This is a genomic window from Brevibacillus sp. MCWH (genome assembly GCF_013096935.1).
GTDB lineage: Bacteria > Bacillota > Bacilli > Brevibacillales > Brevibacillaceae > Brevibacillus > Brevibacillus aydinogluensis.
The window spans coordinates 24,344-40,778 of sequence record NZ_SDLF01000023.1 but is presented as its reverse complement, the minus strand read 5'-3'; the positions used below and the strand labels follow the sequence as shown (position 1 = coordinate 40,778).

At 57.8% G+C, this 16,435-nt stretch carries 12 protein-coding genes; 2 read left to right on the top strand and 10 right to left on the bottom strand.

What is annotated here, in order from left to right; translation table 11 throughout:
* Positions 1–10 precede the first annotated feature (10 nt).
* The gene (uvrB, locus tag ETC00_RS16850) at positions 11–1,987 is read right to left on the bottom strand and encodes an excinuclease ABC subunit UvrB (RefSeq protein WP_171567291.1); all 1,977 of its coding nucleotides are present in this window, start codon (positions 1,985–1,987) and stop codon (positions 11–13) included.
* 174 nt (positions 1,988–2,161) lie between these two features.
* Between uvrB and ETC00_RS16845 the strand changes: the two genes are divergently transcribed.
* Positions 2,162–3,094, top strand: a complete 933-nt coding sequence (locus tag ETC00_RS16845) for a flagellar hook assembly protein FlgD (protein WP_171567290.1) — start codon at positions 2,162–2,164, stop codon at positions 3,092–3,094.
* A gap of 88 nt (positions 3,095–3,182) precedes the next feature.
* On the opposite strand, the gene ETC00_RS16840 is transcribed toward ETC00_RS16845, so the two are convergent.
* From ETC00_RS16840 to ftsE, 6 genes are all read right to left on the bottom strand, one after another.
* Positions 3,183–4,898 carry a YcdB/YcdC domain-containing protein gene (locus tag ETC00_RS16840; protein ID WP_171567289.1) on the bottom strand — a complete coding sequence of 572 codons (1,716 nt, stop codon included), beginning with the start codon at positions 4,896–4,898 and terminating at the stop codon, positions 3,183–3,185.
* Between the two features lie 151 nt (positions 4,899–5,049).
* Complete coding sequence (locus ETC00_RS16835) at positions 5,050–6,318, bottom strand: PDZ domain-containing protein (protein WP_171567288.1); 1,269 nt, start codon at positions 6,316–6,318, stop codon at positions 5,050–5,052.
* 97 nt (positions 6,319–6,415) lie between these two features.
* On the bottom strand, positions 6,416–7,891 hold the full coding sequence (locus tag ETC00_RS16830; protein ID WP_171567287.1) for a S41 family peptidase: 1,476 nt from the start codon (positions 7,889–7,891) through the stop codon (positions 6,416–6,418).
* A 579-nt stretch (positions 7,892–8,470) separates the two neighbouring features.
* On the bottom strand, positions 8,471–9,673 hold the full coding sequence (locus ETC00_RS16825) for a murein hydrolase activator EnvC family protein (protein ID WP_171567286.1): 1,203 nt from the start codon (positions 9,671–9,673) through the stop codon (positions 8,471–8,473).
* Between the two features lie 47 nt (positions 9,674–9,720).
* Complete coding sequence (ftsX, locus tag ETC00_RS16820) at positions 9,721–10,617, bottom strand: permease-like cell division protein FtsX (protein ID WP_171567285.1); 897 nt, start codon at positions 10,615–10,617, stop codon at positions 9,721–9,723.
* Positions 10,607–11,293, bottom strand: a complete 687-nt coding sequence (gene ftsE, locus ETC00_RS16815; RefSeq protein ID WP_171567284.1) for a cell division ATP-binding protein FtsE — start codon at positions 11,291–11,293, stop codon at positions 10,607–10,609. Before ftsE ends, ftsX begins: the two co-directional genes overlap by 11 nt.
* Positions 11,294–11,639: 346 nt before the next feature.
* Between ftsE and ETC00_RS16810 the strand changes: the two genes are divergently transcribed.
* The gene (locus ETC00_RS16810) at positions 11,640–12,797 is read left to right on the top strand and encodes an iron-containing alcohol dehydrogenase (RefSeq protein ID WP_171567283.1); all 1,158 of its coding nucleotides are present in this window, start codon (positions 11,640–11,642) and stop codon (positions 12,795–12,797) included.
* A gap of 208 nt (positions 12,798–13,005) precedes the next feature.
* Here the strand turns inward: ETC00_RS16810 and argH are convergent, their stop codons facing one another.
* The 3 genes from argH to ETC00_RS16795 form a co-directional block, all read right to left on the bottom strand.
* Positions 13,006–14,451 (bottom strand): argininosuccinate lyase, encoded by a 1,446-nt coding sequence (gene argH, locus ETC00_RS16805; protein WP_171567282.1) that lies wholly within the window; start codon positions 14,449–14,451, stop codon positions 13,006–13,008.
* Positions 14,448–15,707 (bottom strand): argininosuccinate synthase, encoded by a 1,260-nt coding sequence (locus ETC00_RS16800; RefSeq protein ID WP_171567281.1) that lies wholly within the window; start codon positions 15,705–15,707, stop codon positions 14,448–14,450. The genes argH and ETC00_RS16800 overlap by 4 nt, the downstream gene beginning before the upstream one ends.
* A 188-nt stretch (positions 15,708–15,895) precedes the next feature.
* Positions 15,896–16,324: a DUF4760 domain-containing protein gene (locus ETC00_RS16795; protein WP_171567280.1), complete on the bottom strand. Its 429-nt coding sequence runs from the start codon at positions 16,322–16,324 to the stop codon at positions 15,896–15,898.
* Between the last annotated feature and the right edge of the window lie 111 nt (positions 16,325–16,435).

The following is a 16,435-nucleotide window of genomic DNA, read 5'->3' as shown; positions in this document are numbered from 1 at the left end:
ACCTCTTTTCTTAGAGCTCTGCCTTCAGCTCCAGTATCAAGTCTCGCAGTTCGGCCGCGCGTTCAAACATCAGATTTCGTGCTGCTTCCTTCATTTCTTCTTCCATCCGTTCAATCACGGCCAGGCGGTCTTTCTTCGGCATCTTCTTGAAGTCTGCATGCGGCAGGTATTCCGCTTTTTCTTCTGCCACCCGCGTCGCCTCGATCACTTCGCGGATGGCTTTCTTCACGGTCTGCGGCGTAATGCCGTGCTTTTCATTGTACGCGATCTGGATGGAACGGCGCCGCTCCGTCTCCCGGATGGCTGCCGCCATGGAGTCGGTGATCCGGTCGGCGTACATGATGACGCGTCCCTCGGCGTTGCGGGCCGCCCGGCCGATCGTCTGGATCAGCGAGCGTTCGTTGCGGAGGAAGCCTTCCTTGTCCGCGTCGAGAATCGCCACCAGCGACACTTCGGGAAGGTCAAGCCCCTCCCGCAGGAGGTTGATCCCGATCAGCACGTCAAATTCCCCAAGTCGCAGGGAGCGCAATATCTGCATCCGCTCGATCGTCTTGATGTCGGAGTGCAGGTAGCGTACTTTGATCCCGATTTCCTTCAGATAGTCGGTTAAGTCCTCGGCCATCTTTTTCGTCAGCGTCGTGACCAGCACGCGCTCATCCTTGGCGATCGTGGCCCGGATCTCGCCGATCAGGTCGTCGATCTGCCCCTTGATCGGCCGCACGGAAATGGTCGGGTCAACCAGGCCGGTGGGACGAATCACCTGCTGCACCAGGACCGGGCAGTGCTCCAGCTCATACGGGCCAGGCGTGGCAGAAATGTAGATGGCCTGATTCACCTTTGACTCAAACTCTTCGAAGGTGAGCGGACGGTTGTCCCGCGCCGACGGCAGACGGAAGCCGTGTTCGACCAGGACGTCCTTGCGCGCCCGGTCCCCGTTGTACATCCCGCGAATCTGCGGCAGGGTCATGTGCGACTCGTCGATGATGACGAGGAAGTCCTTGGGGAAATAGTCGAGCAGCGTGTATGGCGGATGTCCCGGCGGCAGCCCCGTCAGGTGGCGGGAGTAGTTTTCGATGCCGGAGCAGAAGCCCATCTCCGCCAGCATTTCCATGTCGTAGCGGGTGCGCTGCTCCAGGCGCTGCGCCTCCAGCAGCTTGCCTGCGGCGCGCAGTTCGGCCAGCCGCTCTTCCAGCTCCGCTCCAATGCTCTGGATGGCCCGCTTCATTTTCTCGTCGCGGGTCACGTAGTGGGATGCCGGAAAGATGGCGACGTGGTCGCGCTGGCCGATAATCTCTCCGGTCACCACGTCAATCTCCGTGATCCGTTCGATTTCGTCTCCGAAAAACTCCACGCGGATCGCATGTTCGCCGTGGGACGCGGGGAAAATCTCCACGACGTCGCCGCGGACGCGGAAGGTCCCGCGGACGAAGTTGATGTCGTTGCGGTCGTACTGGATGTCCACCAGCCGGTGCAGCACCTCGTCCCGGCTTTTCTCCATCCCGACGCGCAGCGACAGCACAAGCTCCCGGTACTCTTCCGGAGAACCCAACCCGTAAATGCACGAGACGGACGCGACGATGATCACGTCCCGCCGCTCGAACAAGGCGCTGGTGGCCGAGTGGCGCAGCTTGTCGATCTCGTCGTTGATGCTGGAGTCTTTTTCAATATAGGTATCTGTTTGGGGAATGTACGCTTCCGGTTGGTAGTAGTCGTAGTAGCTGACGAAGTATTCGACGGCGTTATGGGGGAAAAACTCCTTGAACTCGGCGCACAACTGTGCAGCCAAGGTCTTATTGTGGGCGATCACCAGCGTCGGTTTGTTCACCTGGGCGATCACCTGCGCCGCCGTATAGGTTTTTCCCGTACCGGTCGCCCCCAGCAGCGTCTGGTGACGCTTGCCCGCTTTTACGCCCTCCACCAGTTGGGCAATGGCGGTTGGCTGGTCACCGGACGGCTGATACTCCGATACCAATTCAAAACGGTCCATTCCCTCGTTCATCTCCTTGTCACATGTCATTTCCCATTATAGCACAATCGTTCAAAAAATAAGCGGAAATTCGAACAAATGTTTGTCTTCACCCGCAGTCAGCTTCTGCCGATACTGATAATGAGTCTCTACGTATGTGTAAGCGACACACCCGACATGTCAGGGAGGATCGTCATGGCAGGTACAGGAAGCGTTAACAACAATCCATACATACAGCCCAGTTGGAGCTACAAAGGCAAAAAAGAGTTTACCACCGAGATGGACCAGAACGCCTTTATGAAACTGCTGCTGGAGCAGTTGAAAAACCAGGACCCGCTCTCTCCGATGGACAACACGCAATTTATCCAGCAGACCAGCATGATGACCATGGTGGAAAAGATCACGAAAATGGCCAACCTGATGGAGCAGTCCAACAACAGCATGCTCACCCTGCGCGAGTATGAGGGCCTGATCGGAAAGACAGCCACCTACGATTTGCAGCTGGTGGACGAGCTGACCGGCGAAGTGATCCACGAGAAAAAGTCGGGCGTCATCGAATCGGTCTCCATGGATAACGGCAAAATCTACTTCCGGATCGCGGGCGAACAGACACCAATCCCGCGCGAATGGGTGAAGGGCCTGGAGTCCAAAGGCTTGACCGGAGCCGAACTGGACAACAGTCTGAAGTACGCGGACATGATCGGCAAGCAGATCTCCTACAAGGAGACGCGGCAGGTGGACAGAGACGGCAATCCGGATACGACAGACGACATCACCACCATTGAAGAGATCAAGGACGGCGTGATTGTCGGCTTTGCGATGAAAAACGGCAAAGTGGAATTCCAGTTGGACAACGGCAAGACCATCAAGCTGGAAGACGTGGTCGGCATGTCGGTGAAGCCGGACAATCTGCCGATGAACAACACGCTCCAGTACGCGCAGATGATCGGCTACACGATCACCTACACCGAGACGTCCACCAACCCGGACGGCACCACGTCCACCACCGAGAACACCGGCGTAATCAAAGCGGTCAGCATGAAGAACGGCGTCGTGGAGTTCGTCCTGGAAGGCGACAAAAAAGTGAAGCTGAGTCAAATTGTCGGGTTCGAGGCCACCGCGCCATAATCCGGGTGCCTCCCCTCACACAAGACAAAAAAAACAGCCGTACCGGCCGAACAGGCTGGTGCGGCTGTTTGACTTTCGCTGGCCCGTTTCATTCACGGACGACGACGCTCCCGGTATGTCCATCCACATAAACGGTCAGGTCCACCTTCGGTTTCACGCCGCAATAGCAGTAGGAACGCGACTGCCGGAACGAGAGATCATAGGCAAGCTGCCAGGTCTGCCCTTCCGTATGCAGCCAATCACCGCGGACGTACATCAGTTCCAGCGGGTACGCATCGAGCAGGGCCGACACCGCCTGCTGTTCAGAGACAGCCGCTGCGGGCGAGGGATAGCGGACGTCGGCCCAGTCTGGTTGAGCGAGCCACACTTGCTTGATCGAACCGTCCAGCGGATTGACGGAAATGGTGTACGCCCCCTCTTCCTCCATTTCGTCCTCCCAAACGACGGGAATGCCATTGACGATCGGATCGGCTGTGATCGTGGTCCAGTTTTCCCCTCCCGTATCCTGTACGCGCAGCTTGTGCGTACCAGCGGGCAGCAAGCGCTCCAGCAGGGCGGTGGCAGCCGCCCAATCCCGCTTTTTGTCCGTTGGGGGCCCCCCATGCAATCCATCGTCCAGCACGACGTTGATGAGCCGGCCTGTTGCGGCGTCCGTCTTCAGCAGGACGTGGGTGCGCAATGCCGGACTCAGACCGCTGGGAAACTGGCCCAGGGCATATACCTTGTCCCGGTCGCCCACGCCCTCTTCAAAAAACCCCCAGATAAAAAAGCGGTGCTGCTCGCCGTTGTCCAGCATGTCCGTATAGATGGTCACCGGCAGCTTTTGCACATCCGCCCCCAGTGCCCGCTTGACCAGTGCCTGCGCTTCCGCTTCTGTCCGCGCTGTCCATGCTTCGCCTGTTCCCGTCACGGTCAGCGTGCGAACCTCTGCTTGTTGACGGGATGCTGCCAGTCGGCTCCCCTTCACGGCATCCAGCGCGCTGCCGGAGTGCTGGCCGTGCACCACGCCATCCCTGATCGCGTAGACCAGCCGGGCCTCGACCGGTGTGCGGCTGTCGGATAGACTCGGCAGCAGATAGACGGGCTCCAGCGGATGACTCTGGACGTAGCGCTGCTTGGCTGTCTCGGGGGACATCGCCCGCTGCGCGGAAGGAAACGACGCCGGGCTCCATTCTTGATAAAGGGCGCCGTCAAAGGTGCGAAACCCGACAATCCGGCCGGACTTGTCTGCCGTGACGAAGCAATCGTAGCCATCATCAAGCGGGATGTCGTGGATGGTGCGAACGAAACGGATCGTCCTGAGTTCGCCCTGGCGCGTCACGCCGCGGGGACGGTACGACAAACCGTTCGGATGCAAGCGGGACAAAAATGCCGATGCCTTTTCGATCACCTGCTGATCTTCAAGCGCGGGTCCCGTATTGGGCTGCTCCGGCGCAATCTCCAGGCTCAGCAGATCGCCCGTCTGCGGATGAAAAACGGCCCAGTCCCTGCTCTCCTCCGCATCGCCACGGATCCCAAACGTGACCCTATCGCCGCTGATGCCGGGTCCGTCGACAAGTCCGGAGTAGACGACAACGCGGCTGGCCAGCTCCGGAACGAGCCTGACCAGATGCTGTATGCCTTTGGAGACCGGCGCGGGGATGGGATCGGGTGCCTTCTGCGTCTGTGCAGACTCTGCATGCGGCGCAACATCTGCATGCGGCTTCGAAAGAGGGGTGGCCGCCGCCATTTGCGAAACAAGCAGGCTTGCCGCCGTAAGCGCCCCTGTCCAGAACACCGCCGCATACTTTCGATATGCTCCCATCTGGTTCATCCTTTCTCTCTTTCCAGTTTACACCCATTTGACGCAAAAAACGGTTGATTCGTTGCGGTCTGTCAAGCCCGCCGGCAATAAAAAACCGCCCGAAACCCGGACGGCCGCGCGTAAGCGGCAGGGTACGGGTTCAGGCGGCAGGTTACGCACCAATATGTAACTTTTCCAATTTTTGTTTGATCAACTCCACCACGCCGACCCGCTGCATGTCCACGTACACCCGGGTAGAGGCGTCGGGAACGACGATGATGCCGAGCTGGTGGTGGTTGCCCGCGTAGACGGCGCACTGCACAAACTTGATCTCACCGTCGCGGGTGAGCACCTCCATTTTGCAAAAAGCCGGATTCACCTGCAGCGCCGGGTACAGGTCCTCTTTGTCGCGAACGTTTAGCCCGTTTACCTTGACGATGACCTCTCCCGGCCGAATGCCGATCTCTTCCGCCGGCGTTCCCGGTATGACCGCCATCACCTTGACCCCTCGGGACGAAGGAACAAAATACGGCGCCCGCTGCCGTTCCTGCCATTGGCTCAACAGGAACAGTCCTTCATGCCCCAGGAGGGCAAACAGCGCGGCCAGCAGCGTCAATGGAGCCCACAAGACGGCCAGCGCAGCCAGTCCGAGCAGCCCCACCGCGTACAGCGCCAACTGCCTGGCGATTTGACGCGCCTTCCCTTCCGGCGTCTGCGTCTGCGTCCAGTCGGAGTAACCCGTCACTGTCGGCAGCAGCAGGAGGCCGTACGATGCGGTCTCGGGCGAAAAGAACGGCCAGCCCGGATAAAGCGCTCCGCTCAGACTGCCCGGCTCCACCTGCACAAACAGGGCCAGCGGTGTCAGCCAAAACGAATGCAGCAGGTACGCGCCCACAATCCGCCCCCGCTTTCCTTCGACAAACAGGGGCGAGGCGTCCCGTCCCCCATTCCAGCTGACGAGCATGGCTTCGATCAGATGCATCACGGCGACCAGCGCCAGAAGCGGCAGCGGCTTTGCCTGTCCGATCGCATTCCACACCGGGCCGATCACCGGGATGTCCACCGCCCCCGAAGCCACCTGGACAATCATATGGAGCAGGGTCAGCAAGCCGGCTGCGTAGGCAAAACACAGAAAGCGCAGTCGAATCAGGGCGAGCAGCAGCGCCAGCCCCCACAGCAGCCAGAGGTCCTGCACCTGGACCACGATACCCAGCCCCACGGCCAACAGGGAGACCAGCAGCCCTCCCGCTGCTCCCATGCCCAGGGAACGCATCGTCTGGAGAAAGGGCGTCTGGATGCGCACGGCAAACAACTGCCGTTCCAGGTTCATCTGCTTGCGATAGTGCAGGTAAATGACGAACAGAAACAGATAGAAAAACGGGTGGAGAAAAAACTGCCCAAACCCGTATGCAATCGATAGGAGATCGCCATGTAATGCCAATTGCCTCACCTCTGTCGCAAAAAAGGAACCACGGCTTTCTCTGCCGTGGTTACCATTTCTACGACTGGCAAGGGATTCCCTGCCTGGCTGCGCTGGATTATTTTGCCTTCGCATCGCGGCTGACGACGTCCAGCGCCTTTTGCAGCTGGAGGTCGTTGTCCGGCTTTCTGATTTCTTCCCGCAGGCTGTCCTCCAGAGCCGTTCGCGTCGCCGCATCCACCTTGCCGGTGACCGGCAGTTTGTGCGCCGCCTGGAACTGCTTCACCGCCTGCTCTGTCTTTTCGTCGAAATAGCCGTCGTTTCGGCCCGGCGACAGCTTCAGGCCGCTGAGAATCAACTGCAGGTTTTTCACGTCGCTGCCGGCCATGTCGCGGGCCAACACCTTGTCCGTCGGCAGTTGGGTGGCGTTGAAGTAGTCCGGCTGGGAGACCTTCACGTCCGGTTCGATGCCCTTTTCGTGAATCCAGTTGCCTTTGGGTGTCAGCCACTTGGCGATGGTCAGCTTGAGCTGGCTCTTGTCCGCCATCTCCATCGTGCTTTGCACCGTGCCTTTGCCAAACGACTTCTCCCCGATCAGTTTATAGCCGCCGCTCTCGCGCATCGCGCTGGCAAGAATCTCGGAAGCACTGGCGCTGCCTGCGTTGATCAGTACGGCGATCGGATATGGTTTGGCCTCGTCGGCCTTGGAGAAGTATTCTTCCTTCTCCTTGCTGTTCGATCCGTATTCGATCTGGACAATCTTGCCCCGATTCGGGATGAGCACTTCGCCGATCTCTTTGACGGCCAGCAGATACCCGCCGGGGTTGCCGCGCACGTCGATGACCAGGCCGCCGATCCCCTTTTTCTCCAGGTCGGCCAGTTGTTCCTTGAAGTGGTCCGCCGTATCGCTGGAGAATTGGGTCAGGCTGATTACGCCGATCTTGACCCCGTTCTTCTCAATGATCTGACTGGTGACCGTCTCAATCGGGATGTCGTCCCGAATGCAGACGATGGTCAGCGGCTCCGGCACGCCCGGCCGCATGATCTTGAGCACCGCTTTGGTGCCTTTGGGCCCGCGGATTTTGGTGACCGCCTGATGCAGGTCCAACCCTTCCAGCGACTCACCGTTGACGCTGATAATCTGGTCGTTTGGCTTAAGCCCCGCCTTTTCCGCCGGGGAATTTTTGAACGGGGAGACGACGGTCACGCGTCCGTTTTGCATCGTCACTTCCGTCCCGATTCCCTGAAAGGTGGAGTGAAGCGTCGAGTTGAACTCTTCCGCTGTCGCGGGGTCCATGTAGTCGCTGTACGGATCTTTCAGCGAACCGACCATGCCGCTGATCGCCCCTTCGACCAGTTGGCCGGTCGACACGTTTTCAATGTACTCCTGCTTGATGGCCGAATAGGCTTCCAGCAGCTTTTTAAACTCTTGCGGATACTCCTGGCTGCCTCTGAACAGCGAGCTTGCCGAAGCAGTTATCGTCCCGTTGCTGCTCCCGCCAGCCCAGTTTTTCATCAGACCCATGGTGAGAAAACTGCTGGCGACCATGGAGACAAGCACAAGCGCAAGCACGGAACGTCCATTCCATTTCATCGTCACGACACCATCCTTTGTGCTCCCGTAAGAAAAGGTATGCAGCTAGTGTATGCAACTGCGCATGGCAATATTTGCCGAAAAACCGTTACCGCATGCAGGGGAGCAAGGTCGACAGCTGCTTACGTACCGAACAAATGAAGACGTCTGCCCGATTATGCGTTTTCTCGGACCGCTGACCCATTCACCCTGTTCATATCTGCCAGTCTGGCCGCTTCTTGGTTGATTGATGCAAGAAACAGCAAACTTTTCTTCTTTAAATTTTATGGCCGCAAAGCCTGTTCTCCTGCTTGTTCCGTTGCGCTTGCTCATCTGTTGCTGTCTGCGGCCGCCTTCCTCCTGCATAAGCCGGCGAAAAACTGCGGTATAATGGCACACCTCTCTCATTGTACCACACGCGCAGGGGGCGGCAGAGAGTTGACGGAAACTTCCAATCACCGACTGTGTGGGGAGGAGAAAAGGGATGAGCGTCAGGCGGTACCCCACCGCAAACAGCAGCCGATTGAACAATCGGGAAGCCCGGAAAGTGACCGTGATTCCTTCTTTCCGTGCTTCCCGTTTCTGCGAGAACGCGTATGGTTATCTGAGATACGGCATCGGGTCAACGGCAACGTCATTGCGATAGACGGTAAAGTGCAGATGGTTGCCGGTGGAGCGTCCCGTGGAGCCGACTTTGGCAATCACCTGACCGGTTTCGACTCGTTGTCCCACCGACACCAGGATACCGCCTTCCATGATGTGGCCGTAGAGCGTGGTCAGCTCATTGTTGTGCTTGATCATCACCGTGTTGCCGAATCCGCGGGCATAACCGGCAAACATTACGATGCCAGGTGCTGCCGCCTTGATCGGTGTCCCTTTGGGCGCGGCCATATCCACGCCGTTGTGTCCCGCCGAGCGGCCGGTGAACGGGTCGCGGCGCACGCCGAAACCGGACGAGAAGCGGAACAGTCCGTCATCGATCGGCAGCGCCAGGCGTCCGCCCTTGTAGCCGCTGCCGCTGGAAGTCATGGCGCGGAGCCGTTCCGCCAATTTGGCCTCTTCCTGCTTCATCAGGGCGAGCAGGCTTTGTTCCTCTTCTTCGAGAATTTCGTGGAGCTCGCTTTCTTTCTTTTTCAGCTCTGCCTTGACCGCGACGCTCCGCTTGTACTGCTTGTCCAGTTCAGCCTTGAGCCTCTCCGCCTCTTCGTACATGTCAGCGTAGACGGCCAGTTGATGGTCGATCTCTTTCTTTTTCTTTTCGATGGTTTCCTTGTCGCGGATATTGTCCTCCAGAATGCGGGTGTCCTGTTCGGCAATCAGCCTGAGCCCCTGCATCCGGGTGAGGAAATCGCCGAAGTCGGAGGCGCCGAGCAGCACGTCCAGATACGAGACGTTGCCGCGTTCGTACATGGATTTGACGCGCGTCTTGAGCAGGGCATCACGTTTGGCCACGCGCTCCTTGGCCTCATCCAACTGATCCTGCGCCTCGGCCGCCTTTACCTTGGTCTCTTCCATCTGCTTTTCCAGCTTGTTCAGCTTTTTTTGCGTCTCGTTGCGCTTCAGGTCGATGTGCATCAGCTCATTCTCCAGGTCAGCCTGCTTGCGCTGAAGCGACGAAATCTCCCCTTCGATCGCTTTTACCTGGTTTTGCTGTGCTTTTTTCTTTTTCTTGATCTCATTCAATTCCTGGTTGATCTTGTCTAGGGATGCCTTACTCGCTGCCAGGCCCACGGTCGCCGGTACGGCTGCCGCACTCAACAGGCCCGTCACCAAGAGTGATAGCAGAATCTTCTTCTTCCTCATGGTACTCCTCCCTAGTGAAATGTGTTGTCTCATTTGTTGCACACGCCCTAGATGCGCAGGAAGCGGCGGACAGACACGAGGCTGCCCCAAATGCCGATAAACGCGCCAATGGCGGCCAGGATTAGCGCCACCTGGTAGGCGAGCGGGAACAACGGCAGCAGTTTGAAGAGTTGGACAGCCGGCATGCTGCCGTAGACGGCGTCCAGCAAATAGTAGTAGCTGACGGTGAGCAGCACGATCGGGATCAGCGCACCCAGCAGTCCCATCAGCAGACCTTCGACAAAAAACGGCCAGCGGATAAACCAGTTGGTCGCGCCCACCAGCTTCATGATCTCAATCTCCCGTCGGCGGGCCACGATGGTCAGCTTGATCGTGTTGGCAATCAAAAACATCGCGGTAAAGCCCAGACCAACGATAAAGGCGATGCCCACGTTACGAATCGTACTGGTAGCGGCAAACAGCTTTTCGACTGTGCCTTGGCCGTAGTTGACGCTTTCGACGAACTCCAGCTTTTTGATCTGCCCGGCCACGTCGGCGGTGTCCTGCGGCAGTTTGGTCTTGACGACGTACGAGTCGGGGAGCGGGTTTTCCTTTTCCAGTCCGTCAAACAGGTACGCCTTCTCGCCCATGCTCTCCTTTAGCTGCTTGAGCCCCTCGGCTTTGGGAATAAACACAACTGATTCCACTTTGGGAATCGCGCGAATGTTTTGTTCCACTTCCTTGACGTTTTCCGGAGTGGCCAGCGTATCCAAAAAGACGCGAATCTCCACCTGCTTTTCCACTGTTTGGGCCAGATGGTTGACGTTCATTGCCAGAATGAGAAAGACGCCGAGAATCAGCAGGGTAATGGTCACGGCACTGATCGAAGCGAACGTCATCCAGCCGTTCCGACCGAGGTTTTTGACCCCTTCGCGGACGTGGCGTCCCAGCGTTCTAATCTTCATAACCGTATTCCCCTCTCTGCTCGTCACGGACAATCTGTCCCGCTTCAATGGCAATTACCCGTTTTCTCATCGTGTTGACAATTTCGCGGTTATGCGTAGCCATGACCACTGTGGTGCCGCGCTGGTTGATCTCTTCAAACAGATTCATGATCTCCCAGGAGGTGTCCGGGTCCAGGTTGCCTGTCGGCTCATCGGCAATGATGATCCCTGGATTGTTGACCAGCGCCCGCGCCAGAGCGACGCGCTGCTGTTCGCCGCCGGACAGTTCGTTCGGCAGCATTTTGGCCTTGTGCTTCAATTTGACCAGGCCCAGCACATCCATCACCCGCGGCCTGATTTGCTTGGGGGGCGTCTCGATCACTTCCATGGCAAACGCCACGTTCTCGTAGACGCTGAGCGTCGGCAGCAGTTTGAAATCCTGAAACACCACGCCGATGCTGCGGCGCACCATGGGAATCTGCCGCTCCTTGATCCGGCTGACATTAAAACCGCCCAGGAAAATCTGGCCTTTGGTCGGTTTTTCTTCCCGGTACATCAATTTGATAAACGTGGACTTACCTGCACCGCTCGGTCCCACCACGTAGACAAATTCGCCCTTTTCGATGCGAACATTGATCCCTTTCAACGCATTGGTCCCGTTGGGGTAGGTCTTCCACACGTCAAACATCTCGATCAAGCCAATCACATCCTACCTTGTCAGTTCCTTGTTATGTAGTACAAAATCAGTCCGCATCCATCCATGTATCTGTTGGTTGATTGTTTCTCTATGTTTCTCTTTCCGACAAAGCTCGCACGGATCCGTCGTCCGCTGACGCTTGGTGCCAAAACACAGCGGCGACCGCTATCTCTCCTATTATACCACCCGATTTCGATGTGGGAATCCACAAAATCTCTCATTTCCTGTCGATTTCCAAAAACTTTGGCACCAATCCGACAGATTCGGCCCTGCACTTGCAAACTGGTTCCATCTACGATGATGGTCTACAATATAAGGGAATCCGCTCGGAAAGGAGACGTTTTCCATGGACAATTTTGTCTATCATAATCCCACCGAATTGATCTTTGGACGCGGGCAGCTGGAAAAGCTGAAGGAAAAAGCCGCCCAACTCGGCTCCACCGTCCTTCTGGTCTACGGCGGCGGCAGCATCAAGCGTAACGGCCTGTACGACAAGGTCATCGCCCTGCTGCAGGCGGCGGGCTGCACCATCCACGAACTGCCCGGCGTGGAGCCCAACCCGCGGCTGTCCACAGTGAAGAAAGGGATTGAACTGTGCCGCCGCGAACGGGTGGACTGGATTCTCGCGGTGGGCGGCGGCAGCGTGATTGACGCCTCCAAAGCAATCGCGGTTGGCGTGCCGTACGAGGGAGACGTCTGGGACTTCTACACTCGCAAAGCCCAACCACAGGCAGCACTGCCGCTGGGCACCGTACTGACGCTGGCAGCGACCGGCTCGGAGATGAACCGGGGCAGCGTCGTCACCAACTGGGAGACGAAAGAAAAATTTGGCGCTGGCACAACCTTCCCCACCTTCTCCATCCTCGATCCGGAGAATACCTTCAGCGTCCCCCGCGACCAAACGGTATACGGAATCTGCGACATGTTGTCGCACGTGTTTGAACAGTATTTCACCCACACGCAGGAGATTCCGCTGCAGACCCGCTTTGCCGAGTCGATTATGAAAACTGTAATCGAATACGCCGAACGGGTGCTGGCCAATCCGGAAGACTACGACGCTCGGGCCACCATTCTCTACTGCGGCACGATGGCCCTGAACGGCACCCTGCCGGTCGGCGTGGAGACGGACTGGGCCACCCACTCCATCGAGCACGCGGTGAGCGCCGTCTACGACATCCCGCACGGCGGCGGACTGGCCATCATTTTCCCGAAATGGATGCGCTACGTCTACCGCGAAAACGTGGAGCGCTTCAAGCGCTTCGCCGTGGAAGTATGGGGCGTCGACCCGTCCGGCAAGACGGACGACGAAGTGGCGCTGGAGGGCATCGCCGCCACAGAAGCGTTCTTCGCCCGCATCGGAGCCCCGACCCGTCTGGCCGACTACCAGATCGGCGACGAACATCTGGAGCTGATGGCGGAAAAAGCAACGCCGTTCGGCCCGATCGGCCGTTTCAAAAAGCTGACCAGCGACGACGTGGCCGCCATTTTGCGGATGTGCCTGTAACGTCAGAACAAACAAAAAAAACGGATAGGAGCCCCATCAAAGCTTCTATCCGTTTTCTTTTTGTCTGTGGCTGCCGATCGGCTGGCACGAATCTGTCGCTGCCGGCCGGCAAGACCGATTATGGCCGAAGTCCACCGTTGCCGGCCCGTCTTGGCGATCAGGTGAGCGTCAAGGTACAGGACGTCCTCCCACTCCCGCGCAATCCTGCTCACACCGGCGAACCGACGTCAATCAGCGATTCAATCATCACTTTTTGGCTGTTTTTCTCCACCCACGCGTGCGTCTCAGCCAGCAGGCTGCGATACGCGGCGATCTGCGCCTCCACCTGACTGCGGGCGGTGCCGCCCAGCACGTTGCGCGCATTGACGACCGTTTCCACGGCCAGCGCCTCGTACACGTCCTCCCCGATTGCCTCGGAGAACTGCCGAAACTCATCCAGGCTCAGGTCCAGCAGGTATTTTTGATGCTCAATGCAGTAGAGCACCGTGCGGCCCACCACTTCATGCGCCTGACGGAACGGCATGCCTTGGCGAACCAGGTAGTCGGCCAGATCGGTGGCGTTGGAAAAGTCCTGCGTCACTGCCTGGCGCATCCGGTCAGCTTTCACCTGCATCGTCTGGATCATCGGCGTCAACAGGGCGAGCGCCCCGTGCAGCGTTGCCACCGTGTCAAACATGCCTTCCTTGTCTTCCTGCATGTCTTTGTTGTAGGCGAGCGGCAGCCCTTTCAGCACGGTCAACAGGCCGATTAAGTTCCCGTAGACGCGTCCGGTTTTGCCGCGCACCAGCTCGGCCACGTCGGGATTTTTCTTCTGCGGCATGATGCTGGAGCCGGTGCAAAACGCGTCATCCAGTTCCACAAACGAAAACTCCTGGCTGCTCCACATGACCAATTCTTCGCAGAGGCGCGAGAGATGGGCCATCAGGAGGGAAGCGTCCGCCAGAAATTCGACGATGAAGTCCCGGTCGCTGACAGCGTCCATGCTGTTCAGGTAGATGCCGTCAAACTGAAGCAATTCGGCTACAAACGTCCGGTCGATCGGGAATGTCGTGCCGGCCAGGGCGCCAGCGCCGAGCGGCAGGATGTTGACCCGTTTCCAGCAGTCGCGCATCCGCTCGATGTCGCGCTGCAGCATCGAGACGTACGCCATCAGATGGTAGCCGAACAGGACTGGCTGGGCCCGCTGCAGATGAGTGTAGCCGGGCATGACCGTGTTGAGATGGCGGTTGGCCTGTTCCAGCAGTGCCTCCTGCAGGTACGTGGCCAGCTGGATGATCTCCATCAGCTTCTCCCGCAGATAGAGGTGCATGTCGAGCGCCACCTGGTCATTGCGGCTGCGCCCCGTGTGCAGTTTGCCCCCCACCGGGCCGATTTCCTCGATCAGCAGCTTTTCGATGTTCATGTGCACATCCTCGTGCTCGACGAGAAACTGCACCTGTCCCCGCTCGATCTTCTCCTTTACCTTTTTCAGACCGGCGATGATTTGTCTGACTTCCTCCATCGGCAGGATGCCGCACTTGCCCAGCATCGCCACGTGTGCCAGGCTGCCGACGATGTCTTGCCGCCACATCTGCTTGTCGAAGGTAATGGAAGCGGTATATTCCTCCACGAGCTGGTTCGTCGGCTTCGTGAAGCGTCCTCCCCAGAGTTTCATTGCACGATCGCATCCTTTTCGTCCAAGATCTTAATTGCCGTTTTCGCATTTTCGCGGAGCACGCCTTCATTCACCTGGGCGTACACCTTGGTCGGCAGGCCCCACAGCTTGATGAAGCCAAGTGCCGCCTTGTGGTCAAACTGATCGCCCGCCGCATAGGTGGCCAACTCGTGGCTGTAGAGCGACGACGTCGATTTGCGTCCGACGACGATGGCGTGTCCCTTGTGCAGCTTGACGCGCACGACACCGGTAACATACTGCTGTGTTTCCTCGATAAACGCCTGCAGCGCGCTGCGGATCGGCGAATACCAGAGACCTTCGTAGATCACCTGGGCCATCTTTTGCTCGATGATCGGCTTAAACTGGGCTACTTCGCGCGGCTGCGTCAAAAACTCCAACTCGCGGTGCGCCAGAATCAGTGTGGTTGCCGCCGGCGTTTCGTACACTTCGCGGGACTTGATGCCGACCAGGCGGTTTTCCACGTGGTCGATTCGGCCGACGCCGTGGTTGCCGGCGATTTTGTTCAGCTTCAGAATCAGCTCGGCCAGCGGCAGCTCTTCCCCGTTCAGCGCGGTCGGCACGCCTTTGACAAAGGTGATCTCAATCTCCTCCGGCTGGTCCGGAGCATCAGCGATCGATTTGGTCAGCTCGTACGCACCCTCTGGCGGGGCCGCCCAGGGATCTTCCAGAATGCCGCACTCGCAGCTTCTGCCCCAGAGGTTTTGGTCGATGCTGTACGGATTGTCCAGATCGATCGGAATCGGAATGTTGTGCTTTTTCGCGTACTCGATCTCTTCGTCGCGGGACCATCCCCATTCGCGAACGGGCGCGACGATTTTCAGATTGGGGTTCAATGCCGTAAACGACACGTCGAAGCGCACCTGGTCGTTCCCTTTCCCGGTGCAGCCGTGGGCGACCGCCACCGCTCCCTCTTTTTCCGCGATCTCCACCAGCACGCGGGAGATCAGGTAACGGGACAGCGCTGACACCAGCGGATACTTCCCTTCGTACATGGCGTTCGCTTGCAGTGCCGGCAGCACGTACTCCTGGGCGAACGCATCCTTTGCATCCACCACGATCGATTTCAGCGCCCCCACCTGCAGCGCCTTTTTCTGCACGAACTCCAGGTCCTTGCCCTCACCCACGTCCAGCGCGACTGCGATCACGTCGTAGTTGTACGTTTCCTGCAGCCACTTGATTGCTACCGATGTATCTAAACCGCCCGAATAGGCCAATACGATTTTCTCTCTAGCCATCGTTCCCTCTCCCTGTGTGAAAATTTGTTCATGAGTAATTATACAAACTAACTTATAAAAATACAACTACTTTTCTATGCTGTCCTTTTCACTGCCTATTACCTGCTTACCTGCATCAGGCTGCGTGGGCGTAAAGCTGTTCTGCCATGCAAAAAGCCGGACCACCCTGATGGTTGTCCGGCGCTTCCTTACTTGCGGGCGTAAGGTACCTCGGGAACGTATTCTTTTCCTTTGTGCGTGCCGATCCACTTCAATTCGGCCAGGGCCAGCCGTTCAAAATTTTCCGCCACGTGAATGTCGCCCTGCGCCCTCCATCCGACGAAAATCGGATACATCCGGCGGTAAAAGCCGTTGATAAACCACATGTCAAACAGCAGGTCGGGATGAACGAGGCCGTTTTTATGCAGCACACCTACCATCTCAAAAAAGCCGTACAGCGTCACAAAGTGGTTATAGCCTTCGCTGCCGCGTGGAAAGTGGCGCAAAAACGCGTCGTAATCCAGCCCCTCTTCCGCCAGCGAGGTGTCGAACCACTGTCTCGCGGCCCGCAGCCGTTCCGATTCAAACTGATCATACAATTTCAGAATAATGTCCGCATCCTTGTACGTAGGAATCAAGCGCCATCACCTCACAAAAAGCTGCAATTCGATTCCAGTATGTCCCAGTCCAGGTAAAATGACAAGCATTGGTTGATATTTTTCCACAAATGACCGGCATGTGAACAGCAA